This is a genomic window from Streptomyces sp. NPDC002788 (assembly GCF_053592115.1).
Genome location: NZ_JBSFVB010000007.1, coordinates 284,559 through 307,485, shown reverse-complemented (window position 1 = coordinate 307,485; position 22,927 = coordinate 284,559). Strand labels below are relative to the sequence as shown.

16 protein-coding genes are annotated in these 22,927 nt (G+C 71.7%); 8 read left to right on the top strand and 8 right to left on the bottom strand.

Annotation, left to right across the window (positions count from 1 at the left end; translation table 11 throughout):
* Positions 1–5 precede the first annotated feature (5 nt).
* The 6 genes from ACWD1U_RS16050 to eccB all read right to left on the bottom strand — a co-directional run bounded on the left by ACWD1U_RS16050 (position 6) and on the right by eccB (position 5,942).
* On the bottom strand, positions 6–1,457 hold the full coding sequence (locus ACWD1U_RS16050) for a WXG100 family type VII secretion target (RefSeq protein ID WP_451107909.1): 1,452 nt from the start codon (positions 1,455–1,457) through the stop codon (positions 6–8).
* A gap of 40 nt (positions 1,458–1,497) precedes the next feature.
* Positions 1,498–1,839 carry a hypothetical protein gene (locus tag ACWD1U_RS16045; RefSeq protein WP_451107907.1) on the bottom strand — a complete coding sequence of 114 codons (342 nt, stop codon included), beginning with the start codon at positions 1,837–1,839 and terminating at the stop codon, positions 1,498–1,500.
* Positions 1,840–1,895: 56 nt separating this feature from the next.
* Entirely contained in the window at positions 1,896–3,254 is a 1,359-nt protein-coding gene (gene mycP, locus ACWD1U_RS16040) for a type VII secretion-associated serine protease mycosin (protein ID WP_451107906.1), read from the bottom strand.
* A gap of 210 nt (positions 3,255–3,464) precedes the next feature.
* Positions 3,465–3,749: a WXG100 family type VII secretion target gene (locus ACWD1U_RS16035; protein WP_190201465.1), complete on the bottom strand. Its 285-nt coding sequence runs from the start codon at positions 3,747–3,749 to the stop codon at positions 3,465–3,467.
* A gap of 80 nt (positions 3,750–3,829) precedes the next feature.
* On the bottom strand, positions 3,830–4,141 hold the full coding sequence (locus ACWD1U_RS16030) for a WXG100 family type VII secretion target (protein WP_451107904.1): 312 nt from the start codon (positions 4,139–4,141) through the stop codon (positions 3,830–3,832).
* 214 nt (positions 4,142–4,355) lie between these two features.
* Complete coding sequence (gene eccB / locus ACWD1U_RS16025) at positions 4,356–5,942, bottom strand: type VII secretion protein EccB (protein WP_451107903.1); 1,587 nt, start codon at positions 5,940–5,942, stop codon at positions 4,356–4,358.
* Positions 5,943–6,398: 456 nt separating this feature from the next.
* On the opposite strand from eccB, the gene eccE reads away from it, so the two are divergent.
* The 8 genes from eccE to ACWD1U_RS15985 all read left to right on the top strand — a co-directional run bounded on the left by eccE (position 6,399) and on the right by ACWD1U_RS15985 (position 18,226).
* Complete coding sequence (gene eccE, locus ACWD1U_RS16020) at positions 6,399–7,721, top strand: type VII secretion protein EccE (RefSeq protein WP_451107902.1); 1,323 nt, start codon at positions 6,399–6,401, stop codon at positions 7,719–7,721.
* Entirely contained in the window at positions 7,721–8,563 is an 843-nt protein-coding gene (locus tag ACWD1U_RS16015; RefSeq protein WP_451107901.1) for a hypothetical protein, read from the top strand. Before eccE ends, ACWD1U_RS16015 begins: the two co-directional genes overlap by 1 nt.
* A 225-nt stretch (positions 8,564–8,788) precedes the next feature.
* Positions 8,789–11,761 carry an SCO5717 family growth-regulating ATPase gene (locus tag ACWD1U_RS16010; protein ID WP_451107899.1) on the top strand — a complete coding sequence of 991 codons (2,973 nt, stop codon included), beginning with the start codon at positions 8,789–8,791 and terminating at the stop codon, positions 11,759–11,761.
* A 333-nt stretch (positions 11,762–12,094) separates the two neighbouring features.
* Complete coding sequence (locus ACWD1U_RS16005) at positions 12,095–13,948, top strand: ABC transporter substrate-binding protein (protein WP_451107898.1); 1,854 nt, start codon at positions 12,095–12,097, stop codon at positions 13,946–13,948.
* Between the two features lie 18 nt (positions 13,949–13,966).
* Entirely contained in the window at positions 13,967–15,016 is a 1,050-nt protein-coding gene (locus ACWD1U_RS16000) for an ABC transporter permease (protein ID WP_451107896.1), read from the top strand.
* Entirely contained in the window at positions 15,013–15,924 is a 912-nt protein-coding gene (locus tag ACWD1U_RS15995; RefSeq protein WP_451107894.1) for an ABC transporter permease, read from the top strand. The genes ACWD1U_RS16000 and ACWD1U_RS15995 overlap by 4 nt, the downstream gene beginning before the upstream one ends.
* The gene (locus ACWD1U_RS15990; RefSeq protein ID WP_451107893.1) at positions 15,921–17,165 is read left to right on the top strand and encodes an oligopeptide/dipeptide ABC transporter ATP-binding protein; all 1,245 of its coding nucleotides are present in this window, start codon (positions 15,921–15,923) and stop codon (positions 17,163–17,165) included. Before ACWD1U_RS15995 ends, ACWD1U_RS15990 begins: the two co-directional genes overlap by 4 nt.
* The gene (locus ACWD1U_RS15985) at positions 17,162–18,226 is read left to right on the top strand and encodes an oligopeptide/dipeptide ABC transporter ATP-binding protein (protein WP_451107891.1); all 1,065 of its coding nucleotides are present in this window, start codon (positions 17,162–17,164) and stop codon (positions 18,224–18,226) included. The genes ACWD1U_RS15990 and ACWD1U_RS15985 overlap by 4 nt, the downstream gene beginning before the upstream one ends.
* Here the strand turns inward: ACWD1U_RS15985 and ACWD1U_RS15980 are convergent.
* Entirely contained in the window at positions 18,223–19,176 is a 954-nt protein-coding gene (locus ACWD1U_RS15980; RefSeq protein ID WP_451107890.1) for a bifunctional riboflavin kinase/FAD synthetase, read from the bottom strand. The genes ACWD1U_RS15985 and ACWD1U_RS15980 overlap by 4 nt on opposite strands.
* Positions 19,177–19,346: 170 nt before the next feature.
* Positions 19,347–22,766 carry a trypsin-like peptidase domain-containing protein gene (locus ACWD1U_RS15975; RefSeq protein ID WP_451107889.1) on the bottom strand — a complete coding sequence of 1,140 codons (3,420 nt, stop codon included), beginning with the start codon at positions 22,764–22,766 and terminating at the stop codon, positions 19,347–19,349.
* Positions 22,767–22,927: the final 161 nt, after the last annotated feature.

Here is a 22,927-nt window from a genome sequence, read left to right as displayed (position 1 = left end):
TGCGCCTACTCGATGGTCCGCGGTACGTTGCGGTTCCGGTCTTCTTCCGAGATCCAGGTCTCTTCGTCCTCGACCAAGTAGTCGGGACGGTCGCCCCGGCTGTTCTCGTCCTCGGACCGTCGACCGTTACGACCACCCATGCCGCCAGCCATTCCACCGGCCATGGCGCCGCGCTGCGTTCCACCGCGACTGCCGTGCAAGCCCGCACCGCCGCCGGCGCCCTTGCCCGTGACATCCTTGGCTGCGCCGACCACACCACCGCGGGACTTGGCGAGGGCTCCACGACCGCCGGCGCCCGCACTGCCTCGGCCAGCTGCGCCAGCTCCGGCGCCACCCATGCCGCCCATACCTGCTCGGCCAGCAGCTCCGCGGCTGGCTGCCGCGCCGCCACCAGCCAGGCCGCCGCGACCGCCCGCAACTCCGATGCCGCCGCGTCCAGCAGCGCCGCGCCCGACTCCAGTTCCTCCGCCAGGAGCCACAACGCCCGGGCCCTGCGCTCCGCCGGTGCCGATGCCACCGCCGCCGCCGCCGGGTACACCAACGCCCGTGTTCGGGCCAGTCCCTGTCAGACCAGGGGAAATGCTGTCCACCTTCGTCTTGGCTGTGGGGAGCTGCGAGCCACCCGTGATACCCGGATTACGAGGCACCGAGGGGGCTGGCTTGATGCCGGTGGTTCGGCCTGCACTCCACGGCTTGTTACCCGATGTCGAACCACTTGGACGGGACGCACCCGCACCGGGTGAGACGACAGGTGGCGGGTACTCCACTTCACGGTTCGGGTCTTTGATGTGGCCATCGTTACTCTCTCGGAGCTTATTGTTCTTCAGGTTCCGCGTGACACGCATATAGTTGACCCCGAGAGTCTCCATCGCCCCGACGGCCTTCAACTGCACGTACCTGCTGGAACCTATATCACTCTCATATTCGTCCGCGATTTGCGCGGCACTCTTGTCCCCTTTCGCAAGTGCCGCGTTGGCGTTGGATCCGTCGGTTGTAATCTCGCTCAGGTTATCAAGGCCCTTTTCCAAGGCGCCGGGTTCCTGAAGGCCATCCACTTCAGTCTTGGCGATCCGCAACTGCGTACTCGCGTCAGCCATCTGTGACCTGTTGAGATCAGCATGCCAAGCCGCGTTCCGGATGCTGGTCGAGATCTTGGCGGCCTCTTTCGAAAAGGCCGTTGCTGCTTCCCCTCCCCAGTGCTCCAGAACCTCCTTGACCGCCTTGTCGAGCGCACCGGCGATCCCAAGGCTGTCGCCCTTACCGCCGACGAGGATGTCGTGGACCTTTCCCCAGTTCTCACTCGTGGTCATGAGCAAATCCGGATCCGCGCCAGCGAGCATCGCTTTGAGCTTCACCAGCGGAAACTCGATGAAATCCGTCTTCGTCTCAGGGCGTCCCGAATAGCACATTCCCTGATCAAGCACCGGCGGCTTCTGTGTCTCTTTACCATCACCCATGGCGAACCCTCCCTCAGTCAGTGATTGTCGATCGGGGCACTTACTCGAATGACTTAGTTCCCGAGCCGCCGCCCATCTGCTGCCTGTTCGCGTATTCCTGCTCGGTGTACTTGTCCTTGACCTTGGAGGTGCTCTTGCCGAACCTGGTGATCAGTCCGTGTAGCGACGCGATGGCGCCTTCGAGGTCACCTTTCGTTTCCTTGTAAGCCAGGGAAAGCTCAGACGCCTCTTGGAAGGTGCCTTCCGCACCAAACGCCTTCGCCGAAATATCCGTGCGATACCTCGACGTCTGCCCCGCCTCATCCATGTCGTCCAGCAGCTTCCAAAGGCGCCTGATGACCTCATCCAGCGCGCTCAGATCAACCCGCATCCCGTTACTCATACCCCGTTGTCCTCTCCCCTGTGTTTCAAGTCGTCAGCACCCACTAGGTGCCCAAGTCATCGCCCACGTCGGCTGACTGACCGCCCGGCCCGTTCACTCCGCTGACTACGCCAGTCCCGCACAGCCACCCCACTCCCCGCAACCACAAGCGCCAGAGCCAGCCCCGTGCCCAACACGTAGACGGCGATGCGGCGTTCCCGCTCCGCCTCGCTCTCGCCCATCGTCACCGCCATGGGGACGACCTCGCCGGACCGCACGGTCGCCGGCGGATCCGGCTTCGGGGAAGTCCCCGGCGTGGAGTCGTCCGACAACGCAGCAACCGGATCCACGACCCCCCACCCGATGAACCGGTTGGGCCCGCGGCCCGGACGCTGAGCAGTCTCCTCGATGCGGGTGGCGATCTGAGACGCCTTCCAGTCCGGGTGTTTCTCCTTCAGGAGGGCCGCGACGCCCGCGACGTACGGGGCCGCGAAGCTCGTGCCGTCGGCGGTGCACTGGCCGCCCTGGGGGACGGTGGACACCATGCCGACGCCAGGGGCCGCGACGTCGACGAAGTCGCCGGCCTGCGAGAAGAAGGCGCGTTCGTCGTTGCGGTCGGAGGCCGCGACCGCCAGGACGCCCGGGTAGGAGGCCGGGTAGGTGTCGGCGGACTTGCCGTCGGCTCCGTCGTTGCCGGCGGCCGCCACGATCAGGGCGCCCGCGTTCACCGCGTTGGCCACGGCCCGCCGCAGGCCCTCGTTGTCTTCCTTGTCGGCGGTGTCCGAGGAGATGTTGATGATTTTCGCGCCCGCAGCGACTGCGGCGCGGATCGCCTGGGACATGGTCCCCGAGTCGCCCTGCTTCTCCCCCTCCCCGCCCGAGTAGCGGAGGGAGAGGATCTTGGCGTCCGGTGCGATGCCCACGAAGCCCGTGCCCTTGAGCGGTCGGGCGGCGATGATGCCCGCGACCCGGGTGCCGTGGCCTTCGATGTCCTCGGTGCCGGAGCCGTCGACGTAGGACTTGCTGCCTGAGGCCATGGCGCCGCGGAGTTGGGGGTTGGAGTCGTCGACGCCCGTGTCGATCACCGCGACCGTGACGTTTCTGCCCGTCGCCTGTTCCCACAGCTGGTCCAGGAGGATTCGCTGGAGTGACCACGGCGTGGACTTGATGACGTCGCCGCCGAAGACGCATTCCGTGCTGGCCGAAAGGCCGAAGTTCGAGCCGCCGGAGCCGCCGGGGCTACTGGGGCTGCCGGAGCCAGGGGCGGCGGAGTCGGCGAGGCGGGTGGCCGCCGCCGGGTCGGCGAATGCCGGCGGCGCCGACGCGAAACAGATCCCGGTCGCCGCGAGCACGCCGAAGACCCGCTGCAGTGCGCGAATTCCACTGTTGCGGCTGCGCGAACGGGCTGTGTGGCCCACCACGTTCAGGCCCCCCATGTTCAGGCCCCCAGGGCTTCCTTGCTTCCTTCGAAGCTGGGTCATGTAGGTGTGACGGATGCAGCGAAGCCTGTGATGGCTTGCCGGTTTTGCTGTGTGCGGTTCCACGGAAGCCGTGTACGACCCCGAAGCAGAGGTCGGCCCAGCGGACGCCATGGCGTCGGCTGGGCCGATTCTCTTCATGTCATGTCCCTCGGGTCGCCGACGGGCTCAGCCCCAGGTCTGGGCGTTGCTCTTCTCAGTGGCCTGGTAGTTGTCGGCCGCGCTCTGCAGCGCCGTCGAGATCTTCAGCAGAGTCTGGTGCAGGTCGGCAGCGGTCTTGTCCCACTCACGCTGCTTGCGCTGGTAGCCCTCCTGCGCCTCGCCTTCCCAGGTGGCGGCGACGCGCTTGACCGCGGCCTCGAGGTCGTCGAGCTGCTGCTTGATGCGACCGGCGGTCGTGCGCACGTCCGAGGACGCGTTGGTGATGGTTGCGTAATTGACGAGAATCGACATCGTCGTTCCCTTTCAGGAAGAAGCGAAGGAAGTCGTGGAAATCGGGTAAAGCCGAAGAACTGCAGACCGGAACGGCTCGATCAGCCGAAGTCGGACATGATCTTGCTGATCTCGGCGTTCTGCTGCTCTTCCGACGCGGAGTAGTTGCTCCGCGTGGAGTCCACGGCTTCCTTGATGTCGTTGAGGATGTCGCTCATCTTCTTCGCGTCCGCGTTCCAGCGCTCCTGCAGCTGGTGGTAGGACTTGGCCGCCTGGCCCTGCCAGCCGCCGGCGATCTGCTCGATCACTCCGTTGAGGCGGCGGATCTCGCCCTGCAGCTGACCGTTCACGGTGTTGATGTCACCGGAAAGCTTGGTGAGTTCGTCCTCTGTTACCCGGAACTGGCCGGCCATGATGAACCTTCCCCCATGTCGTCGTTGATCCGGGAACTCGTACCGATTCCCGGAGAAGCTTCGCACGCCTGAGCGCTGCAAACACTCTATCGCCAGCCCGTCACTCATCCACAGACAAGGCCAATCAGTCACAGAGCTCACACACTTGAGCGATCATCTTGTGATCCAGGCGCCGCCTGCTGTCAAGTGCGCCTGCTCTCCGGCCTGTTGACCGTCACTGGCTCTGCGGCTGTGCCGCGCTGCCGGTGTCCAGAGTGGGCCCCTTGGGGATGAAGGTCGCCCAAGTCTGCGGCACCACCGGCGCGTTGGAGACGTCCTCGTAACCCAGCCGCGTGCGCGCCTTGTCCGTCTCGCTCGCTCCCTGCGACCCCTCGGCCCCGTCCGACGGGGACGAGCCGCTGCCGCTTTCCTCCGCCGCGCTGTCGTTGCTCGACGGCAGCGAGTACCGCAGGCCCGTGTCCGTCAGCAGATACATCGCGCCGCCACCCCCGGCCGCACCGGTGATCTCCTGGAAGAGGAGCCCCGAGCCGGACGAGACGTAGGCGTTCAGCGAGTCGGCGATGACCTTCTTGGGGTACGTCGTTCCCGCCCAGGCGGCGAGTCGCGGCTTGTTGTCCCCGCCGATGGTGCCGTTGTAGACGCTGCACGAGGTGGTACGGGCCTCACCGGTCGCCGTGGCCGCGGGGTTGGCCTGCCGCGGGACGGTCTGGGGCCAGCCCTTGTCCGCGTAGAAGCTGTCCGGCTGGCCGCCGTTGGCTTCGATGATGGTCCCGGTGGGGACCTTGACGGCGTCGCCGGACGCCGACCCGGCGGAGGGCGACGCCTCGATCAGGGCGGCGACGAAGGGCGAGACGAGGGCGACCTTGTCCTCGAGCACGACGTAGTACTGCTTGCCCTGCGCGTCGTCCGCCTGGAGCACCTGTCCCACGGTGCTCGCCTCGGCGGGGAGCCCCTGGACCGAGGTCGCCTTCCCGGCGGAGGGAATCGCCGGGAAGCTGATGGCCCCGCCGTCGTTCAGGGTGCGCAGCCACTCCGGGCTCACCGGCTGCGGCTTCGCGGTGCTGCCGATGACGGCTGCGCGCAGCTGCGCCATGGCGGTGGGTTCGAGGCCCGACTCGCCGCCCAGCAGGAAGCGGTTGCCCTTGCCGTCGACCAGGAACTCCTGCGAGGTCTTGGTGTCGACGACATACAGGGCCTTGCCGGGGTCGACCTTCCCCGCGTTGTCGAGCGACTTGGCGTCGTCGGCGTCGAGGACGAAGACGGCACGGTCGATGGCGCCTTCCGATCCCGGCGCCGGACGCTCGCACACCGCCCAGGTCTTCGCCTTCTCCGCGTCGGCCTTGGAGGGCAGGCGGTCGGGGGCGTACGGGATACCGAGGGTCGCGCCGTGCGGAATGCCGCTCTTGTCGATCTCCTTGCCCGGGACCTCGATGACGCTGCCCTTGCCCTTGTCGAGGAGGAGCTTGGCCGAGGCGTAGTTGAGGACGGGGTGCAGCGTCGGGGTCTCCTTGCCGTTCGACGTCTTGTCGTTGAGGACGACGTACCGCGTCGTGGAGTCGCTGTCGACGATGATGTACGCGCCGGGGGTGTCCCACCCCTTGGGGGCGGCCGGTTTGATCACACCCCAGGCGATGAAGCCCACCACCAGGACGACGCCGACCGCCAGGCTGGGCATCACCGTGCGGATCGGGCGCGGCGCGCCTTCCTCCGAGCCGCCCGGCGACGGCGCCAGGAACGCCGCGACGGTGCGCTTGCGAGCGAACGTGTAGGCGGCGAGCTCATCCCGACGCTGCTTTGCCATGGTCCCCGTGTCTCCCGATGTGTCCTGCTCGATCGCGTTCGTACCGCATGATCGGCGGTGCTGATCGATGGCGTGTGCGGTGTCCGATCGAGCGCAGAAGCTCAACAGCTCGACACCGCTCCGTGGGCGCGGCTTCGTCGTGCTCGAAGGTCACGTCGGCCACGCAGGCCCCTACTATGCCTTGCGTCGCCGGGCGACGATTCATCAGGTGCGCGGCTGGCCCCGCATCTTCACAGAGCTTCACCACAGCGCTCCACCGTGCCGGGAGCGTCCGTGACAGTCTGGCCACCTGGGGTTTCGGTGTCCCCTGTGTCGACTCGACTTCCGCAGCGGGTACCGTGAGCCACTCGCATGGATGTCGTGGGCCGTCGGGCCCCTGGCCCGTCGCCGGAGTCCCGGACAGAGGATTCCGCCCCACGAGCGGGCCGATACTTCGCGAAAGGGATGTCCCGGGGGATGACCAGCGCTACGAGCACTCGGCGCGGACGCCGCGCACCGCAGCAACAGGGAGGGCCGAGCGGCAGACGTACGTCGAACGCCCCGGCCTCCCCCGCCGCCGCGTCGCCGCGCACGCTGCCCCGTCCCGGCGGTCTGGGCCCCGTGCGGTTGCAGCAACTCATCCTGGTGGAACTCGCGGCGGCGGTCATGCTCGTCGCCTGGGCCGCCGGAGTGTCCTGGCTGCTGGCCCCCGCCGGCGCCGTGGCGGCGCTGCTGCTGCTCCTCGCGGTGCTGCGCCGGGGCCGGCGTCCGCTGCCGGAGTGGTACGAGACGACACGCGCCCTCAGGCAGCGCCGGCGCGACGCCAAGACGCCCGTCCCGCCGGGGACGGACGCGATGCTCGCCCCGGTCGTGGAGTGCGATCCGGCCCTGCGGACCTACTCCTTCGTCTCCCGTGACGACCGCTCGATCGGCATGATCGGCGACGGGACCTTCCTCACCGCCGTGCTCTTCGTTCAGCCGGGCGACCAGCCGCTGCGGCCGAGGGCCGTCGAACGGCAGTTGCCGCTGCGGCTGATCCAGGACGCCCTGGAGGTGGACGGGATCCGGCTCGCCTCCGTGCAGGTCGTGCAGCACACGCAGCCGGCGCCCGCGCCGCACCTGCCGCAGCAGTCGCTCGCCGCGCGTTCGTACGGCCCCCTCCAGGCGCAGTCCGGCTCTCCCGCGCTGCGGCTCACCTGGGTCGCCCTCAAGCTCGACCCGGAGCTGTGCCCGGAGGCGGTCCAGGCCCGCGGTGACGGTGTTCCCGGGGCGCAGCGGGCCCTGTTGCGCGTGGCCGACCAGCTGGCGAGCCGGCTGGCCGGGGCAGGATTCAAGGCGACGATCCTGGACGAGACCGAGCTGGTGCAGGCGCTGGCGACGTCCAGCTGCGTGAATCCGCGGGCCAACGCCCAGCACGCTCAGGAGGGGCGGGCGCCGCAGCGCCGTACGGTCGAGTCCGTGCGGACCTGGCGGGTCGACGACCGCTACCACACGACGTACTGGGTCTCACGCTGGCCGCAGCTGGGCGGCGGCGGTGTGGCGCTGCCCGAGCTGGTCACGCGGTTCACCTCGCTGCCGGTGCTCGCCACGACGTTCAGCATGACCCTGAGCAAGGCCGGCAACCGGGGTGTCTCCCTCACCGGGCACATCCGTGTCACCGCCCGCGGTGACAGCGAACTGGGTCAGGTCGGACGGGAGTTGGAGCGGGCCGCGAGTGCCGGGAAGGTCGGTCTCGTCCGTCTCGACCGGGAGCAGGTTCCTGGAGCTCTCGCCACTCTGCCGCTCGGAGGTACGTACTGATGTCCCACCCCGCCCCGACCATGCCCCCGGGACAGCAGGGCCGCACTCCCGGACGAACGCCCGCGCACGTGGCCTCGCCCACGGACACCGGAATGATCCCGATCATCCGGCAGCCGGAGACGCCCCAGCAGCAACGGCGCATCTTCAGCCCGGGGTTCGGGTTGCGCGGGCCGCGCCGCAACCGCCATGTCGTGACCGCCGACGAGCTCGCGGCGATGAGCATGCCGCTCGGCGACGACGGCGTGATCATCGGCACCGATCCGGAATCGCAGCCTGCCGTGCTCGGTCTGTCCCGCCCCACCCCGTTCGACGTCGTCCTCGTGGGGGGTCTGTGGCTCGCCCAGGTGCTGGCGTTGCGCGCCGCCGCGACGGGGGCGCGCGTGGGCGTGGAGACCGGCCGTCCGCAGGCCTGGCAGCAGTTGGCCCAGGCGGCGGGCGGTGGCCAGCAGTGCGTGACGGTCTATCCGGTGGGACGGGTCCCGGCGCAGGGGCCCTCCGTCTCGAGTCCGGTGGTGTTGTTCCGGGACTGCGGCATCCGCCCGCCGCGCGGTCGCGTGACCTCGGTACCGTGGCAGGCCGTGGTGACGGTGCTGCCGTTCGTCAGCGAGCACGCGCCACGCTGGCTGGCCCAGGCCCATCTGGTGGGCATCCAGCGCATCTCGCCCCACGAGACCGAGGTCGTGCACGACACCCTGGGCATCCCGCAGGAGCATCTGCAGCATCTTCCGGCCCTTCACGAAGGCGTCGCTCTGTGGTGCACTCGCAAGCACCACAAGTTCGTCATGACCGAACCCACCGATGCGGAGACGGGTTTGCTGGGCGCGGCCCGCCGTATGGACTGACGTCGCCTTCGGCAGGGGTGCGAACCCGCAGTGCCCACGGGTTGCGCCGACCGCCCCCACCGGGGTTTCCCGTCCGCGCCCACGGGGGCTTTTCCATCCCGCCATGCTAGTGATTACGCTTCTGGTGGTGCGGTGACGATCGCAGCCGCAGGGGGGCTCGCCACTCGGTCCGCCCGGCCGCGACGACGACCAGCTCAGCAGCAGTGGCTGACCAGGAGGCAAGCAGTGAACAGGGATCGGTCCGAGTACAACGGCGGGAGCCCTTCCTCGGACGGGGACGATCACGAGGTGGATCTCACCGGCGAGTTCGAAATCGTCTACACGACTCCCGCCTGGTACGCCCAAAGCACGCAGAGCGGTTCCACGGCCGGCGGACAGCAGGACGCCGCGCGAACTCCCCCACCACCGCCGACCGGACAGTCCGTCGGCCCGCCCACCGGCCCGCCCGGCGGCCCTGCGGCGCAGGGCTCCGCGCCGCACGCTCCCGTCCCGGCTCAGCCTCCCGCCCAAGGCGTACCGCAGCAGCCCGCTCAGCCCTCGCAGTCCTCGCAGCCCGGTCCGGCTCAGGCCGGGCCCGGCGGGCACGGCTCCCTCCAGCAGACGGGAGCCGGTGCGCCGCAGCCGGGCCATGACACGTCGGGGGGTTACCAGGTTCCCCCGCAGCACACCCCGGCCCAGCCGCCCGCAGCGCCCGGCTTCCCGGTCCTGCGCCCGGTCGAGGAGGACGCCCAGGCCGGCCCGTTGCCGACCGCCACACCGGCGGCGGGTGTCCCCGCGACCGCCGTGCCGGGACAGCCCGCCCCCGAGCAGCCCGCCCCGCGTCAGCCGGTGTCCGAGCAGCCGGAGGCAGAGATCGACCATGCCGCCGCCGACGCCGAGGCGGCGCGGCTGTTCGGCGGTGCCGACGACGAGGCGGAGCCGGCGGAGGAGCGGAGCGACGAAACCCGTTCGGGTGGCTCCGCCCGGCCCGAGTCCGGTGCCGAGGGTGACGAGTCGGCGGACGACCGGTCCGACGCGGACGCCCCCGCGCCGCCGGACACCGAGGCCGCGTCGGCTACGGCTGAAGCGGAGCCGGAGGAGACGGCCGCGCCGACGCCCGCCGTTCCCGCACACCCGCCTGTGGCTCAGGGGGAGCAGCCCGCCGGGCAGGTCCCCCCGCCGCCCCAGGCCGGCCAAGGGCTCCCTCCGCTGCCGCAGGGGTTCCCGCCCGCGCAGGGGGTACCACCGGCGGGCCAGCCGGACCAGCACGCCCCGCCCACCGGCGCCCAGGCCGGGCCCGCCGACGGATACGGCTACCCGCGGCCTCCCGCCCCGCCGCAGCCCGCACAGCCGGGGCAGCAGGCCCCTGTGCAGGGGCAGTTCGGCCCGGCCCAGCAGCCCGGCTACCCGGCGCAGCCGCCGCCGTACCCGGCGGGGCAGGGCGGGCAGCCCGCGCCGGTGCACCCGCAGCAGGCGCCGCAGCCCGGTCCAGCGCACGGCGCACCGCCGTACGGAGCGCCGCCGTACGGCGTACCGCCGCAGGCAGCACCACCGCATGCGGCACCACAGCACGGTGGGCAGCCCCACGGGGCACAGCCGGAGGCCGCCGGTTACGGCTACCCCGGTCAGGCCGGTTACGGGTATCCACCCCAGCAGGCGGGCTACGGCTACCCCCTGCCCGGACAGCCCCAGCAGCCCGGCCAGCAGCCCGCCGCCCAGCCGCAACCCCAGCAGCCCGGGCAGCAGCCCCCGGCCCAGCCGCAACCCCACCCCGACCAGGCCGGCTACGGCTACCCCCAACCCGGACAACCCCACCAGCCCGGCCAGCAGCCCGCCGCCCAGCCGCAACCCCAACAGCCCGGGCAGCAGCCCCCGGCCCAGCCGCAACCCCACCCCGACCAGGCCGGCTACGGCTACCCCCAACCCGGACAACCCCACCAGCCCGGCCAACAGCCCGCCGCCCAGCCCTCCGCGTACGGCAACCAGGGCTGGACCGCCCCTCCCGGCCCGCAGCCCGGCGGGCCCGGTGCCCCCCAGCAGCAGGCCGCGCCCGGCACCCCGCTCGGTTACAACGCCGCCGTGGAGCTCACGTCCGACCGGCTGCTGCGCAATCAGCCCAAGGCCCGCAAGAACATTTCCGGCCCGTCCCGCTTCAAGTTCGGCGCCAAGAAGGAGGAAGCGGAACGGCAGCGGAAGCTGGGGCTGATCCGTACGCCGGTGATGTCGTGCTACCGGATCGCGGTGATCAGCCTCAAGGGCGGCGTCGGCAAGACCACGACGACCATGGCTCTCGGCGCCACGCTGGCCAGCGAGCGGCAGGACAAGATCCTGGCGATCGACGCCAACCCGGACGCCGGGACGCTCGGCCGGCGAGTCCGGCGCGAGACGGGTGCCACCATCCGCGACCTGGTTCAGGCGATCCCGCAGCTGAACAGCTACATGGACATCCGCCGCTTCACCTCGCAGGCGCCCTCCGGGCTGGAGATCATCGCCAACGACGTGGACCCGGCGGTCTCCACCACCTTCAACGACCAGGACTACCGCAGTGCGCTCGACGTGCTGGGCCGGCAGTACCCGATCATCCTGACGGACTCGGGTACCGGTCTGCTCTACAGCGCGATGCGCGGCGTCCTGGACCTCGCCGACCAGCTGATCATCATCTCCACCCCCTCGGTGGACGGCGCCAGCAGCGCCTCGACGACGCTCGACTGGCTGTCGGCGAACGGGTTCGCGGATCTCGTCCAGCGGTCAGTCACCGTGATCTCCGGAGTCCGCGAGACGGGCAAGATGATCAAGGTGGAGGACATCGTCGCGCACTTCGAGACCCGCTGCCGCGGCGTCGTCGTGGTGCCCTTCGACGAGCACCTCGCGGCAGGCGCCGAGGTGGACCTCGACATGATGCGTCCCAAGACCCGCGAGGCCTACTTCGATCTCGCCGCTCTCATCGCCGAGGACATCGCCCGCACGCAGCAGGGTTTCGGCAACCCGAACGTGCAGTTCCAGCATCCGCAGCAAGGGTACGCCCACCCTCAGCAGCCGTACCCGCAGCAGCCGTACCCACAGCAGCCGTACGGCCGGCCCGGTGAGGCCCCCCAGCCGGGTCAGGGCTGGCAGCAGCCTCCGCAGCAGCCCGGGCCGGGTCAGGGCTGGCAGCAGCAGGCGCCGCCGGCCCAGGACCCGCAGCAGGGGGTCGTACCGCCCGGCTGGACACAGCAGTAGCGTCGTCGGCCGGCCGGAGGAGATGGCCGGCCCTCGCACAGTCACCCGATCGGCCCCTTTCGAGGGGCCGATCCGGTTTTTCGGCCCGCGCCGTTCCCACTCGGCGCGGGCCACGGCGCGTTCCGGGGCGAAATCCGTTGCCAGGCCCTGGCCAGGAGGGCATCAGTGGTCTCCACCAATGGGCGCGAAAAGCTCGCCAATTCGTTATTTCCGCAGGCCACAAGGGGTGAATCTGCCGTTGACGGGTGGGAACGGCCGCTGATACACACTCAGCATCCACTGACAGCTGGTCAACCCGTCCTTCCCGTCCGAGCGATGACGCGAGGTCCGACCATGGGAACGAACGATCAGACACGCGGCCTCCCCCGCGGCCTCAGGCTCGTCGCCGTGGCCGGGGCGGCCGCGCTCGCCCTCACCGCCGGGCTCGCGACCCCGCTCGACCCGGCGCCCCGGCAGGCCCGCGCGGCCGACGACGGCAAGAAGGTGCTGACCGTCGCGGTGGCGCAGAGCGTGGACTCGCTCAGCCCGTTCCTCGCGGTCCGGCTGCTCAGCACGAGCATCCACCGGCTCATGTACGAGTACCTGACCAACTACGACCCCAAGGACAACCACGCCGTCCCGGGCCTGGCCACCAAGTGGGAGTCGTCGCCGGACAAACTGACCTGGACGTACACGATCCGCTCCGACTCCGCGTGGTCGGACGGGGAGCGGGCCACCGCCGAGGACGCGGCGTGGACGTTCAACAAGATGATGACGGACGACGGGGCCGCCACCGCGAACGGCAGTTACGTCGGGAACTTCGAGAAGGTGACGGCGCCGAGCCCCACCAAGCTGGTCATCGAGCTGAAGAAGCCGCAGGCCACGATGACGGCCCTCGACGTGCCGATCGTGCCGAAGCACGTGTGGGAGAAGGTCTCGGACTTTTCCGAGTTCAACAACGACAAGAGTTTCCCGGTGGTGGGCAACGGGCCGTTCGTGCTGACCGGCTACAAAGCCGACAGTTACGTGCGGCTCAAGGCCAACAAGAGCTTCTGGCGGGGGTCGCCCAGGTTCGACGAGCTGGTCTTCCGCTACTACAAGGACCAGGACGCGGCCGTCTCCGCGCTGCGCAAGGGTGAGGTGTCCTTCGTCGCCGGGTCTCCTTCCCTGACACCCGCTCAGGCGGCGTCCCTGGAGGGCGCGGACAGCATCAAGGTCAACGACGCCCCCGGCCGCCGCTTCTACGCCCTCGCCACGAACCCGGGCGCGAAGGCGAAGAACGGCGAGAAGTTCGGTGACGGCCACCCGTCCCTGCTGGACCAGCGGGTGCGCAACGCACTGTTCATGGCCGTAGACCGCGAGGCCATCATCGACAAGGTCTTCCAGGGCCACGCGGTCGAGGGCGAGGGCTACATCCCGCCGCGCTTCCAGAACTACTTCTGGCAGCCGTCGGCGACCCAGAAGCTGGCGTACGACCCGGCGAAGGCCGCACAGCTGCTCGACCAGGCGGGGTACAAGAAGAACGGTGACGGCAGGCGCGTCGGCAAGGACGGCGGACCCATCACCTACCGCGTCCTGTGCCACGCCACCGACCCGAACGACAAGGCCGTCGGCAAGTACCTCCAGGAGTGGTGGGGCAAGCTCGGCATCGGCGTGCGGCTCGACTGCCTGGACAACGTGACCGACCCCTGGCTGGCGGGCAAGTACGACCTGGCGTTCGACGGCTGGTCGGTCAACCCCGACCCGGACTTCGTGCTGTCCATCCACACCTGCGGGGCGCTTCCCGCGACGCCCGAGGAGACCGGCGCGACGGACAACTTCATCTGCGACAAGAAGTACGACGAGCTCTACGCCCGGCAGCTGGCCGAGTACGACCCCGCCAAACGGGCGGACATCGTCAAGCAGATGGAGTCGCGGCTGTACGACCTCGGGTACATGAACGTCATGGCGTACCCGAACGCGGTCGAGGCCTTCCGGACGGACCAGATCAAGTCGATCACGACCATGCCGGCGAAGGCGGGCAACATCTACGGCCAGGACGGCTACTGGAGCTGGTGGTCGGCGGTGCCCGCTGATTCCGGCGGTTCCTCCGACAACGCGTCGTCGACGGGGGTCGTGGTCGGCATCGTCGTGGGCGCCGCGGTCCTGGCCGGGCTCGGCGCCTTCGCGGCGATGCGGCGGCGGGCCACCGCCGAGGAACGCGAATAGAGCGGCGAGCGGACACTCATGACCGCTGACGCGACCCCCGCGCTGGTCGAGGACGGACAGCGGACGGCAGCCGGGCCGCGGGGACGCAAGCGCTCCGCGTACCCGCGGTACCTGGCGGGCAAGGTGGCGGGCGCCGCCGTGTCGCTGCTGGCCGTGCTCGTCACCAGCTTCTTCCTCTTCCGGCTGATCCCCGGCGATCCGGTGAAGACCATGACCGGCGGCCGTCAGGTGTCGGCCGAGCAACTGGCCTCCTACCGCGAGGAGTTCGGGCTCGACCTGCCGCTGTGGCGGCAGTTCACGGACTACTGCGGCAAGGCGCTGACCGGCGACTTCGGCACGTCGTACCAGTTCCGCGCCCCCGTCGTCGACAAGATCACTGAGGCGCTGCCGAACACCCTGCTGCTGACCGGGACCGCGTTCGTCCTCTACACGGCGCTGGGCATCTTCCTCGGCACCCGGTCGGCATGGCGGCACGGCAAGCTCGGTGACCGCGTCAACACCGGTCTCGCGCTGACGCTGTACTCCATCCCGTCCTTCTGGCTGGGACTGCTGCTGATCATCGTGCTGTCGGTGGGCATCGGCCCGCTGCCGGGGATGTTCCCCACCGGTGGCATGGAGTCGGGCGGCAAGGAGGGCTTCGCGTACGTGGTCGACGTGGCGCACCACCTTGTGCTGCCGGTGGTGACGCTGGTGGCCGTGGAGTACGGGCAGACGCTGCTGGTCACCCGGTCGGCGCTGCTGGACGAGATGGGCGGCGACTATCTGACGACGGCGCGGGCCAAGGGGCTGCGCGACGACCTCGTACGCCGTCGGCACGCCGTGCCGAACGCGCTGCTGCCGACCGTGACGCTGATCTTCATCAACCTCGGCCGGACGGTGGCGGGCGTGATCCTGGTGGAGACGGTGTTCTCCTGGCCGGGCCTGGGCGGACTGTTCTACCAGGCGCTGAGCGTGCCCGACCTGCCGCTCGTGCAGGGGCTGTTCTTCGTGTTCGCCGCCGCGGTGATCCTGATGAACACCCTCGCCGACCTGGTCTATCCGCTGCTGGACCCCCGGGTGGCCCGATGACGACGACCGAGACGGCCCCGAGCCCGCGCGCCCTCGCCCGGCAGCGGCGTCGGGCCTCCGTCGCCCGCTTCTGGCGGCAGTACCGCTCCGAACGGGCGGGGCTGTACGGCCTGACGGCGCTCTCGCTGTGCGCGCTGCTTGCGCTGTTCGCACCGCTGTTCGTCGGCTCCGACGTGAGCAGCGTGACCGAAGCGCCGGGGCGTCCGATGCAGAGCCCGAGTGCCGAGTTCCCGCTCGGAACCGACCAGTTCGGGCGGGACCTGCTGGGCCTGGTGATCTGGGGCTCGCGGGTGTCGCTGCTGGTCGGGTTGCTCGCGGCGGTGCTGTCGGTCGCGATCGGCACCCTGATCGGGGTGACGGCGGGGCACTTCAGGGGCTGGTACGCGACGGTGATGATGCGGATCACCGACTGGTTCCTGGTCATGCCGACGCTGGTGCTGGCGATCGCCCTGGCGACGGTGATGTCCCGTTCGCTGACCACGACCGTCGTCGCGATCGGCGTCACCACCTGGCCCACCACCGCCCGGCTGGTACGCGCCCAGACCCTGGCAGTGGAGACCCGGCCGTACATCGAGCGGGCGAGGGCGCTCGGCGGCGGCCACCGGCACATCATGTCCCGGCACGTCCTGCCCAATGTGATGCCGCTGGTGCTGGCCCAGACGACCCTGATCATCTCCTCGGCCATCCTCGCCGAGGCGACGCTCGCCTTCCTCGGCCTGGGTGACCCGGCGGTCGTGTCCTGGGGCGGGCTGCTCCAGGACGCGCGGGAGGCGGGCGCGGTCAGTGCCGGGGACTGGTGGTACCTGGTGCCTCCGGGCATCGCCATCGCCGTGGTGGCGCTGGCGTTCACGTTGTGCGGGCGGGCCGTGGAGTCCGTCCTCAACCCCAGGCTGGGGGTGTCGCGTTGAGTCTGCTGGACGTCAGGAACCTGACCGTGACGTACGCGGGCGGGGCGGCCGCCGTGCGCGGGGTGGATGTGCGGCTGGAGGCGGGCCACAAGCTCGGCCTCGCCGGGGAGTCCGGCTGCGGCAAGTCCACGCTGGCGCTGGCCCTGCTGCGGCTGCTGCCGTCGGGCACCCGCGTCACCGGGGAGGTGCTTCTCGACGGCGAGGATGTGCTGACCATGAAGTGGGGCCGGGTCCGGGCGGTCCGCTGGGCCGGGGCCTCCATCGTCTTCCAGGGCGCGATGCACTCCCTCAACGCCGTGCACCGCGTCGGCGACCAGATCGCGGAGCCGATCCTGCTGCACCGGAAGGCGACCGCCGCCGGGGCCAAGAGGAGGACCGGCGAGCTGCTGGAGCAGGTCGGTCTGCCGGCGGCCCGCGCGGACGCGTACCCCCATGAACTTTCCGGTGGGCAGCGCCAGCGGGTCATGATCGCCATGGCCCTGGCCTGCGACCCTCGGCTGATCATCGCCGACGAGCCGACCACCGCCCTCGACGTGATGATCCAGGCCCAGATCCTGCGGCTCATCGAGCAGCTGGTCGCCGGCCAGGACCTCGGACTGATCATGATCAGTCACGACCTGGCGGTCCTCGCGGACACCTGTGACCGGCTCGCGGTGATGTACGCGGGCCGGGTGGTCGAGGAGGGGCCGGCCGCCCAGGTGTACGAGGACGCCCAGCATCCGTACGCCCGGGCCCTGTCGGCCGCGTTCCCGCGCATCGGCGACCCGGCTTCCCGGTTCGCGCCGCAGGGGCTGCCGGGCGACCCACCGGACCCGGCCGCGCTGCCGTCCGGCTGCACCTTCCATCCCCGGTGCCCGGTGGCGCTGGAGTCGTGTGCCGAGGAGGACCCGGTGCTGCGCGGGGCGGGGCCGGAGCGCCGGGCGGCGTGTGTGCTGGTCGGCCCGCCGGGGGCGGAAGCGGAGACCCGTGCAGGGCGTGCGCCGACGGAAGCTGAGGCCCGTGCAGGGCGTGCGCCGACCGAACCCGAGGCCCGTAAGGCGGTCCAGGGCCCTGGGGCCGGCGGTGAGCGGTCGGCCGAGGAACCCGAGACCCGTGAGGCGGTCCAGGGCCCGGCGGCCCGCGGTGAGTCGTCGGCCGAGGAACCCGAGACCCGTGAGGCACCCCAGGGCCCCGCGCCCCTCGACGAACGGTCGGCGGAAGAACCCGAGACCCTGGAGGAAGCGAGGCCCGGCACGCCATGACCACATCCCCTCCGGCCCCCGAGGTCACCACGGCCCCACTGCTGAGCGCCCAGGGCCTGAGCGTCACCTTCCCCGGCCGGCACGGCGGCCCCCGGGCCCGCGCGGTGGACGGCGTCGACCTCGACATCCGCCCCGGCGAGATCGTCGCGCTGGTCGGCGAGTCCGGCTGCGGCAAGACGACCCTGGCCCGCAGTTTGCTCGGACTGGTCGAGCCGACGGCGGGCCGGGTCACCTTCGACGGCCGGCCGCTGGACCACTCCGGCCGGTCCCTCAAGGCCTACCGCAAGCGCGTCCAGCTGGTCCTCCAGGACCCGAGCGGCTCCCTCAACCCGCGTCACACGGTGTACGACGCGGTCGCCGAGGGCCTGCGCATCCACGGCTTCGGCGGCGGCGAACGCGCGGCGGTCGCCGAGGCCCTGTCCCGGGCCGGCCTGCGCCCCCCGGAGCGGTTCTTCCTGCGCTACCCGCACGAACTGTCCGGCGGGCAGCGCCAGCGGGTCGTCATCGCCGGCGCGCTCGCCCTGGAACCCGAACTCCTCGTGGCCGACGAGCCGGTGGCGTCCCTGGACGCCTCGGTACGCGGCGAGATCCTCGCCCTGCTGCTGCGCCTGCGCACCGAACTGCGCCTGTCCGCGCTGGTCGTCACGCACGATCTGGGCCTGGCGTGGAACATTGCCGACCGGGTCGCCGTGATGTACCTGGGCCGGATCGTGGAGACGGGCGCGGTGGAGCAGGTCCTCACGGCCCCCCGGCATCCCTACACACAGGCGCTCATGTCCGTGCTCCCGGAGGCTCCCGGGGTCCCGGTGGTCCTCACCGGCGAGCCCCCGGACCCCACTCACGTCCCGTCAGGCTGCCGCTTCCACGCCCGCTGCCAGATCCTGGCGGGTGGAGAGGCGGAGCGGGCGGGTGTGGCGGACGCGTGCAGACACCAGGACCTGGAAGTGCTGAGCGGGCGCGGAGAGTCACAGGTCGCTTGCCACTGGGCGACGTCCCTCAGGGGCGCGGGGAACTGCGCGACAAGCCACAACGCACCCGCGGAGGGCCCAGCCGAGAGCTAGGCAGCCCCCGCAGCCGCCACCAACTCCCTGCACTTCTGCACGTCCTGCCCCATCTGAACCAACAGCGCGTCCAGCGTCTCGAACTTCGCCTGCCCCCGCACGAACGCCAGGAAGTCGACCCCGACGTGCAGCCCGTACAGATCGAGCCCCACCCGGTCGATGGCGTACGCCTCCACGGTGCGTTCGGTCCCCTGGAACTGCGGATTCGTCCCCACGGAGATCGCGGCGGGCATCACTTCCCCCTGGGCGTGCAGCCAGCCGGCGTACACACCGTCGGCCGGGACGGCCGTGTGCGGCAGCGTCTCGACGTTGGCCGTCGGGAAGCCCAGTTCACGCCCGCGCTGCGCGCCTCGGACGACGACGCCCTCGACCCGGTGCGGTCGGCCCAGGATCTCCGCCGCGCCCCGGACGTCCCCCTCGGCGACCAGTCGCCGCGTCAGCGTCGAGGAGAACGGCTCGCCGCCGCCCGCCTCGCCGGTCACATACAGGTCGACGACCTCGACCTCGAAGTCGTAGGTCTTGCCCTGCGTGGCCAGGAACTCCACGTTCCCGGCGGCCTTGTGGCCGAAGCGGAAGTTGGGGCCCTCGACGACGGCCTTGGCGTGCAGCTTGTCGACCAGGACCTTGACGACGAAGTCGGCCGGGGACAGCTTCGAGAACTCGGTCGTGAAGGGGAGGATGAGCACCGCGTCCACGCCCAGGTCGGCCATGAGTTCCGCGCGGCGGTGGTGCGGGGCGAGCAGCGGCGGGTGACTGCCGGGCCGGACGACCTCGCTGGGGTGCGGGTCGAAGGTGACGACGACGGCGGGCACGCCCAGCTCCCGGGCGCGGCCCACGGCGTGCCGGATGATCAGCTGGTGTCCGCGGTGGACTCCGTCGTAGGAGCCGATGGTGACGACGCTGCGCCCCCAGTCCTGGGGGATGTCCTCCAAGCCACGCCAGCGCTGCACTGTGCCTGCTCCTTGTCGAAAGCTCGTCGAACCCGTGTCCGGTCGGTTGTTCGTGATTGCCTCGTGCGCAGGTCTAAGGGTGCCATGCCGGGTGCCTCCTGCCCGCATCGGCATGGGGGCTGTGACAGGGCGCACGGCACCGTGCTGCGGCCAGGCCTCCGGGAGGCCGGTCATGCCGGGACGCCCGCGCCCGCGAGAGTCTCGATCGTGCGGTGCGAACTGGGCCCGACCAGCGCCGCCCACTCCTCGGGCGCCTCGGCCAGCCAGCCGGCCGCACGCGCGGCGAAGCCGGGCACGTGCCGTCCCAGGTCGACCAGGGCGCGGTCGAAGCGGGTGGCGCCCTCCGGCGTGCGCACGAGGAGCAGTCCGATGCGGTGGACGAGGTCGCGCAGGTCGTCGCCGCCGTTGCGGGCGGCGGCCTGCAGCAGCGCGTCCAGGACGTCGGTGTCGTGCTCGCGGGCCAGGAGCGCGTCGCGCAGTTCGCGGCGCAGCGGACGCGAGGCGGGGATGCCGGGCAGGGTGAGGACGGTGGTGAGGGCACAGCGCAGCCGCACGTCACCGCCTTCCAGGAGGCCGGTGACCAGCGGGCGGAGCACGGGCCGGGCGCCTGGTCCCCGGTCGAGCCGCTGGTCCGCGTAAGCGGCCACCTGCCCGGGGAGTTCCGGCCGCCGCTGTGCCGCCCAGCACACCAGCGCGGCGACCCGCCGGGCCAGGCCGGGCGAGCACGCGTCGGCGAGGGCCCGCAGCGCCTCCTGCGCGTCCGGCCGCTCCAGCCGGGCCGCGAAGGCCCCGAGGACCGGCTCGGGGTCGGTCAGGAGGGCCCCGGCCAGCGCGTCCGGTGAGACCTGCGGGTCGCCCGCCGCGAAGTACTCCAGCGCCCGCGGGAGGTAGCGGGCCCGGGTGTGGGGATCCTGGACCAGGAGGGCGAGTGCGCCGCCGTGCTGGGCGCGGTCGGCGGGGCGGGCGAGCAGGGTGAGGGCCGTGTAGCGCAGGAGGGCACGGTCGTCTGTCGTGCTCACATGCGGCGCGACGCGCAGTCCGTGCGCCGCCACGGCGTTCCGCCGCGTCGGCCGCTCGTCGCGCGCCCACCGGTCGACGGCCCGGCACATGGCCGAGGGCTCCTCCTCGGCCAGCACGGCGAGGAGTTCGTCGGCCCGCGGGTGCGCGCGGTCGACGAGCACGTCGATCAGATCGTCCAGGGCACCGTGACGGTGGGTGTGCAGCAGCGCCTGCGCGGCGGTGGCGACGGTCGCGTGCGGGGTCGCGGGCAGCGGCTGCTCGTCGTCGAACCAGTGGGCGAGCTGCGGTTGCACGGCGGTGGGGTCGCGTGCGAGGAGTCCGGCGACGGCGTCCAGGAAGCGGGGCCCGGCCTCGCACGGCGGCCCGTCGGCGTGCACCAGCCGCCGCAGCAGCGCACAGCGCGCCTCCTCCGGCAGCCGTACACCGGTCCAGAAAGCGGGCCCGAGCTCCTCGGGCACGGGCCGCTCCTGCCGCCGCCACGCCACGATCCGGTCGGCGAGCATCCGCAGCACCTGCGCGTACGGCGCCGCGTCGGGCAGGGCCGACAACGTCCCGGCGAGCAGCCGGGTGGCCCACCAGGATCGTGGATCGGCGTCCAGGGCGTGTACGAGGTCGGCCAGGCGGGTGGCGAGTCGGCCGGCACCGTGCTGGCGGGCGAGGCACAGCAGGGCCTGGACGACCGGCCCGATGCGGTGGTGCGGCACGGGCTCCGACTGGGCCTCCTCGCCGCGGTGGACGAGGGCGTGCAGAGCCGCGTCGAGGTCGAGGTGCGTGCCCTGGAGCCAGTCGCCGAGCTCCTCGTGGGCGAAGCGGTAGCCGGGCCCGGCGGGCACGAGCAGCCCCTCGGCGAGCACGGCCGACGCCCAGCCGGTGCCGCCGCCGAGCCGCTTCGGGGCGGGCCCCCACGGGAACACCGCCTCGAACGTCTCGCGGTCCAGGTCCCCCGGCCCGGGGCCGAGGCTGCGCCGGGCGGCCTCGTGCACCTGCCCGGCGACCTTTGCGGCCAGTCGGCGTACGGCGGTGCCGCGCAGGCCGTTTCCGGCGGCCAGGCGGGTGGCGATGCGCAGGGACATCAGGTCCAGGTGGGCGGAGAGGACCTCGTGCCGGTCGAGGGGGGCCGCGGGGAGGTCCGGGGCGCCGGTGAGCGCGGCCCGGATCTCGGCGAGCAGACGGAGGGTCAGGGGATGCCGGGCGTCGGTGTCGACGAGGGCGTTCTCCGGGACGCCGTACCGCAGGCGGGCCTGCCGGGCCTCCTCCTCGGTGAGGTCGCCGAGACGCACACACACGGGCCGGTGCAGCGGGCCCGACACCCCCTCCCAGTACTCCGCCCGGCACGCCACCACCAGCCGCGCCCCGGTCTCCCGCAGCCACCGCACCGTGCCGCCCGTCCAGTCGGCCGGGCGGCGGGCCGGGTCCAGCGGCATCTCCTCGGGGCCGTCCAGGAGGAGCAGCAGGGGCCGGCCGTGGGCACCGGCGAGCCGGGCGAGACGCTCGGGCGTGGTGTCGCGCAGGTCGGCGGGGAACGGGGCCCGGGAGGCGGCCACGACAGGGGCGGCCCGGGTCAGCGCCCGGCGGACGGCGTCCGCCACCGACGCGTCACCGTCCCGCATTTCGCAGCCGCGCAGCCACAGCGTGGGGTGCCCGCCGCGACGGCGGCGCGCGGCGAGGGCGGCGAGTTCCGTCGTACGACCGCTGCCGGGCGCCCCGACGAGCCCGAGGACGGTCGCCGGTCCTGCCGCGAAGGCACTCAACTCGGCGACCACGGCCGCCCGTTCGACCGGCTCCGGGACACCGGTCCCGCCGGGTGGGCCGTCCAGTTCCACCGAGGTGCCGGTCAGCTCCAGCACCCCGGCAAGGTTCAGATCGGCCCCGTAGGCGGGGACCGTCGCCGCGTTCTCGGCGAGCAACTCGGCGAGCGGGCCCCCCGCTCCGGGGACCCGGGCGTGCAGCGGTACGGCGAACCCGACGTCGCGGTGGTCGGAGCTGAGCGCAGTGCCGAGGACTCCGACGACGGCTCCGGTCACGGCGTCGAGCACGGGCCCGCCGGCCGCTCCACCGCCCAGCCGCAGCGCGTCCCGCCCCGCCGTGCCGACCGCCAGCTCCAGGGCGTCGAGGCGGTGACAGCGGTCCTTGGCGGCGTACGTCACAGCGGCCCGGCCCAGCACCCGCGCCTCGCGCCAGCCGCCCGCGGCGATCCGCACATAGGCGCCGGTCCCGGCGCCGTCCCGCACGGTGACGGGCAGCGGCGGCACGCCGAGCCCCTCGGTCCGTACGAGGGCCAGGTCCAGCGCGGGCAGCGGGGTGACCGCGTCGGCGGCCACCACCCGGCGGCGCCCCCCGGCCCCGTGCAGCACGAGCCGGGGCAGGCCGTCGACGGCCTCGTGGCTGGTGATCAGCGTGCCGTGGTGGTCGGCCAGGAAGCCGGTGCCGCGAGGGCGGCCGGACGGATCGTGGATACGGACGAGGGCGTCCGCCGGGGTCGCCCTGTCCTCGTGCCCTGCTGTTCCGGAGCGGTCCCGGCCGCCTTGTGGGCTGTCGTCCGCCTCCCGGGACCCGTTCCGCGACGCCATCGTCGAGCCTCCCCGCCGTACACCCGTGCCCTCGCGTTCGACAGTAGGGGCGCGATGATCAGCGGGACAGATCGCTCTGCGGAAGCGCCCCCTTCCGCTCCCCCGGTTCACTCCGAGCGCCCGCACGGACGGGTGAAGGAACGGGGGCGGCTGGATACACC

Coding starts and splice junctions, on each gene's coding strand:
- ACWD1U_RS16050 (WP_451107909.1), bottom strand. CDS start 1,457: ATGGGTGATGGTAAAGAGACACAGAAGCCGCCGGTGCTTGATCAGGGA.
- ACWD1U_RS16045 (WP_451107907.1), bottom strand. CDS start 1,839: ATGAGTAACGGGATGCGGGTTGATCTGAGCGCGCTGGATGAGGTCATC.
- mycP (WP_451107906.1), bottom strand. CDS start 3,254: ATGGGGGGCCTGAACGTGGTGGGCCACACAGCCCGTTCGCGCAGCCGC.
- ACWD1U_RS16035 (WP_190201465.1), bottom strand. CDS start 3,749: ATGTCGATTCTCGTCAATTACGCAACCATCACCAACGCGTCCTCGGAC.
- ACWD1U_RS16030 (WP_451107904.1), bottom strand. CDS start 4,141: ATGGCCGGCCAGTTCCGGGTAACAGAGGACGAACTCACCAAGCTTTCC.
- eccB (WP_451107903.1), bottom strand. CDS start 5,942: ATGGCAAAGCAGCGTCGGGATGAGCTCGCCGCCTACACGTTCGCTCGC.
- eccE (WP_451107902.1), top strand. CDS start 6,399: ATGACCAGCGCTACGAGCACTCGGCGCGGACGCCGCGCACCGCAGCAA.
- ACWD1U_RS16015 (WP_451107901.1), top strand. CDS start 7,721: ATGTCCCACCCCGCCCCGACCATGCCCCCGGGACAGCAGGGCCGCACT.
- ACWD1U_RS16005 (WP_451107898.1), top strand. CDS start 12,095: ATGGGAACGAACGATCAGACACGCGGCCTCCCCCGCGGCCTCAGGCTC.
- ACWD1U_RS16000 (WP_451107896.1), top strand. CDS start 13,967: ATGACCGCTGACGCGACCCCCGCGCTGGTCGAGGACGGACAGCGGACG.
- ACWD1U_RS15995 (WP_451107894.1), top strand. CDS start 15,013: ATGACGACGACCGAGACGGCCCCGAGCCCGCGCGCCCTCGCCCGGCAG.
- ACWD1U_RS15985 (WP_451107891.1), top strand. CDS start 17,162: ATGACCACATCCCCTCCGGCCCCCGAGGTCACCACGGCCCCACTGCTG.
- ACWD1U_RS15975 (WP_451107889.1), bottom strand. CDS start 22,766: ATGGCGTCGCGGAACGGGTCCCGGGAGGCGGACGACAGCCCACAAGGC.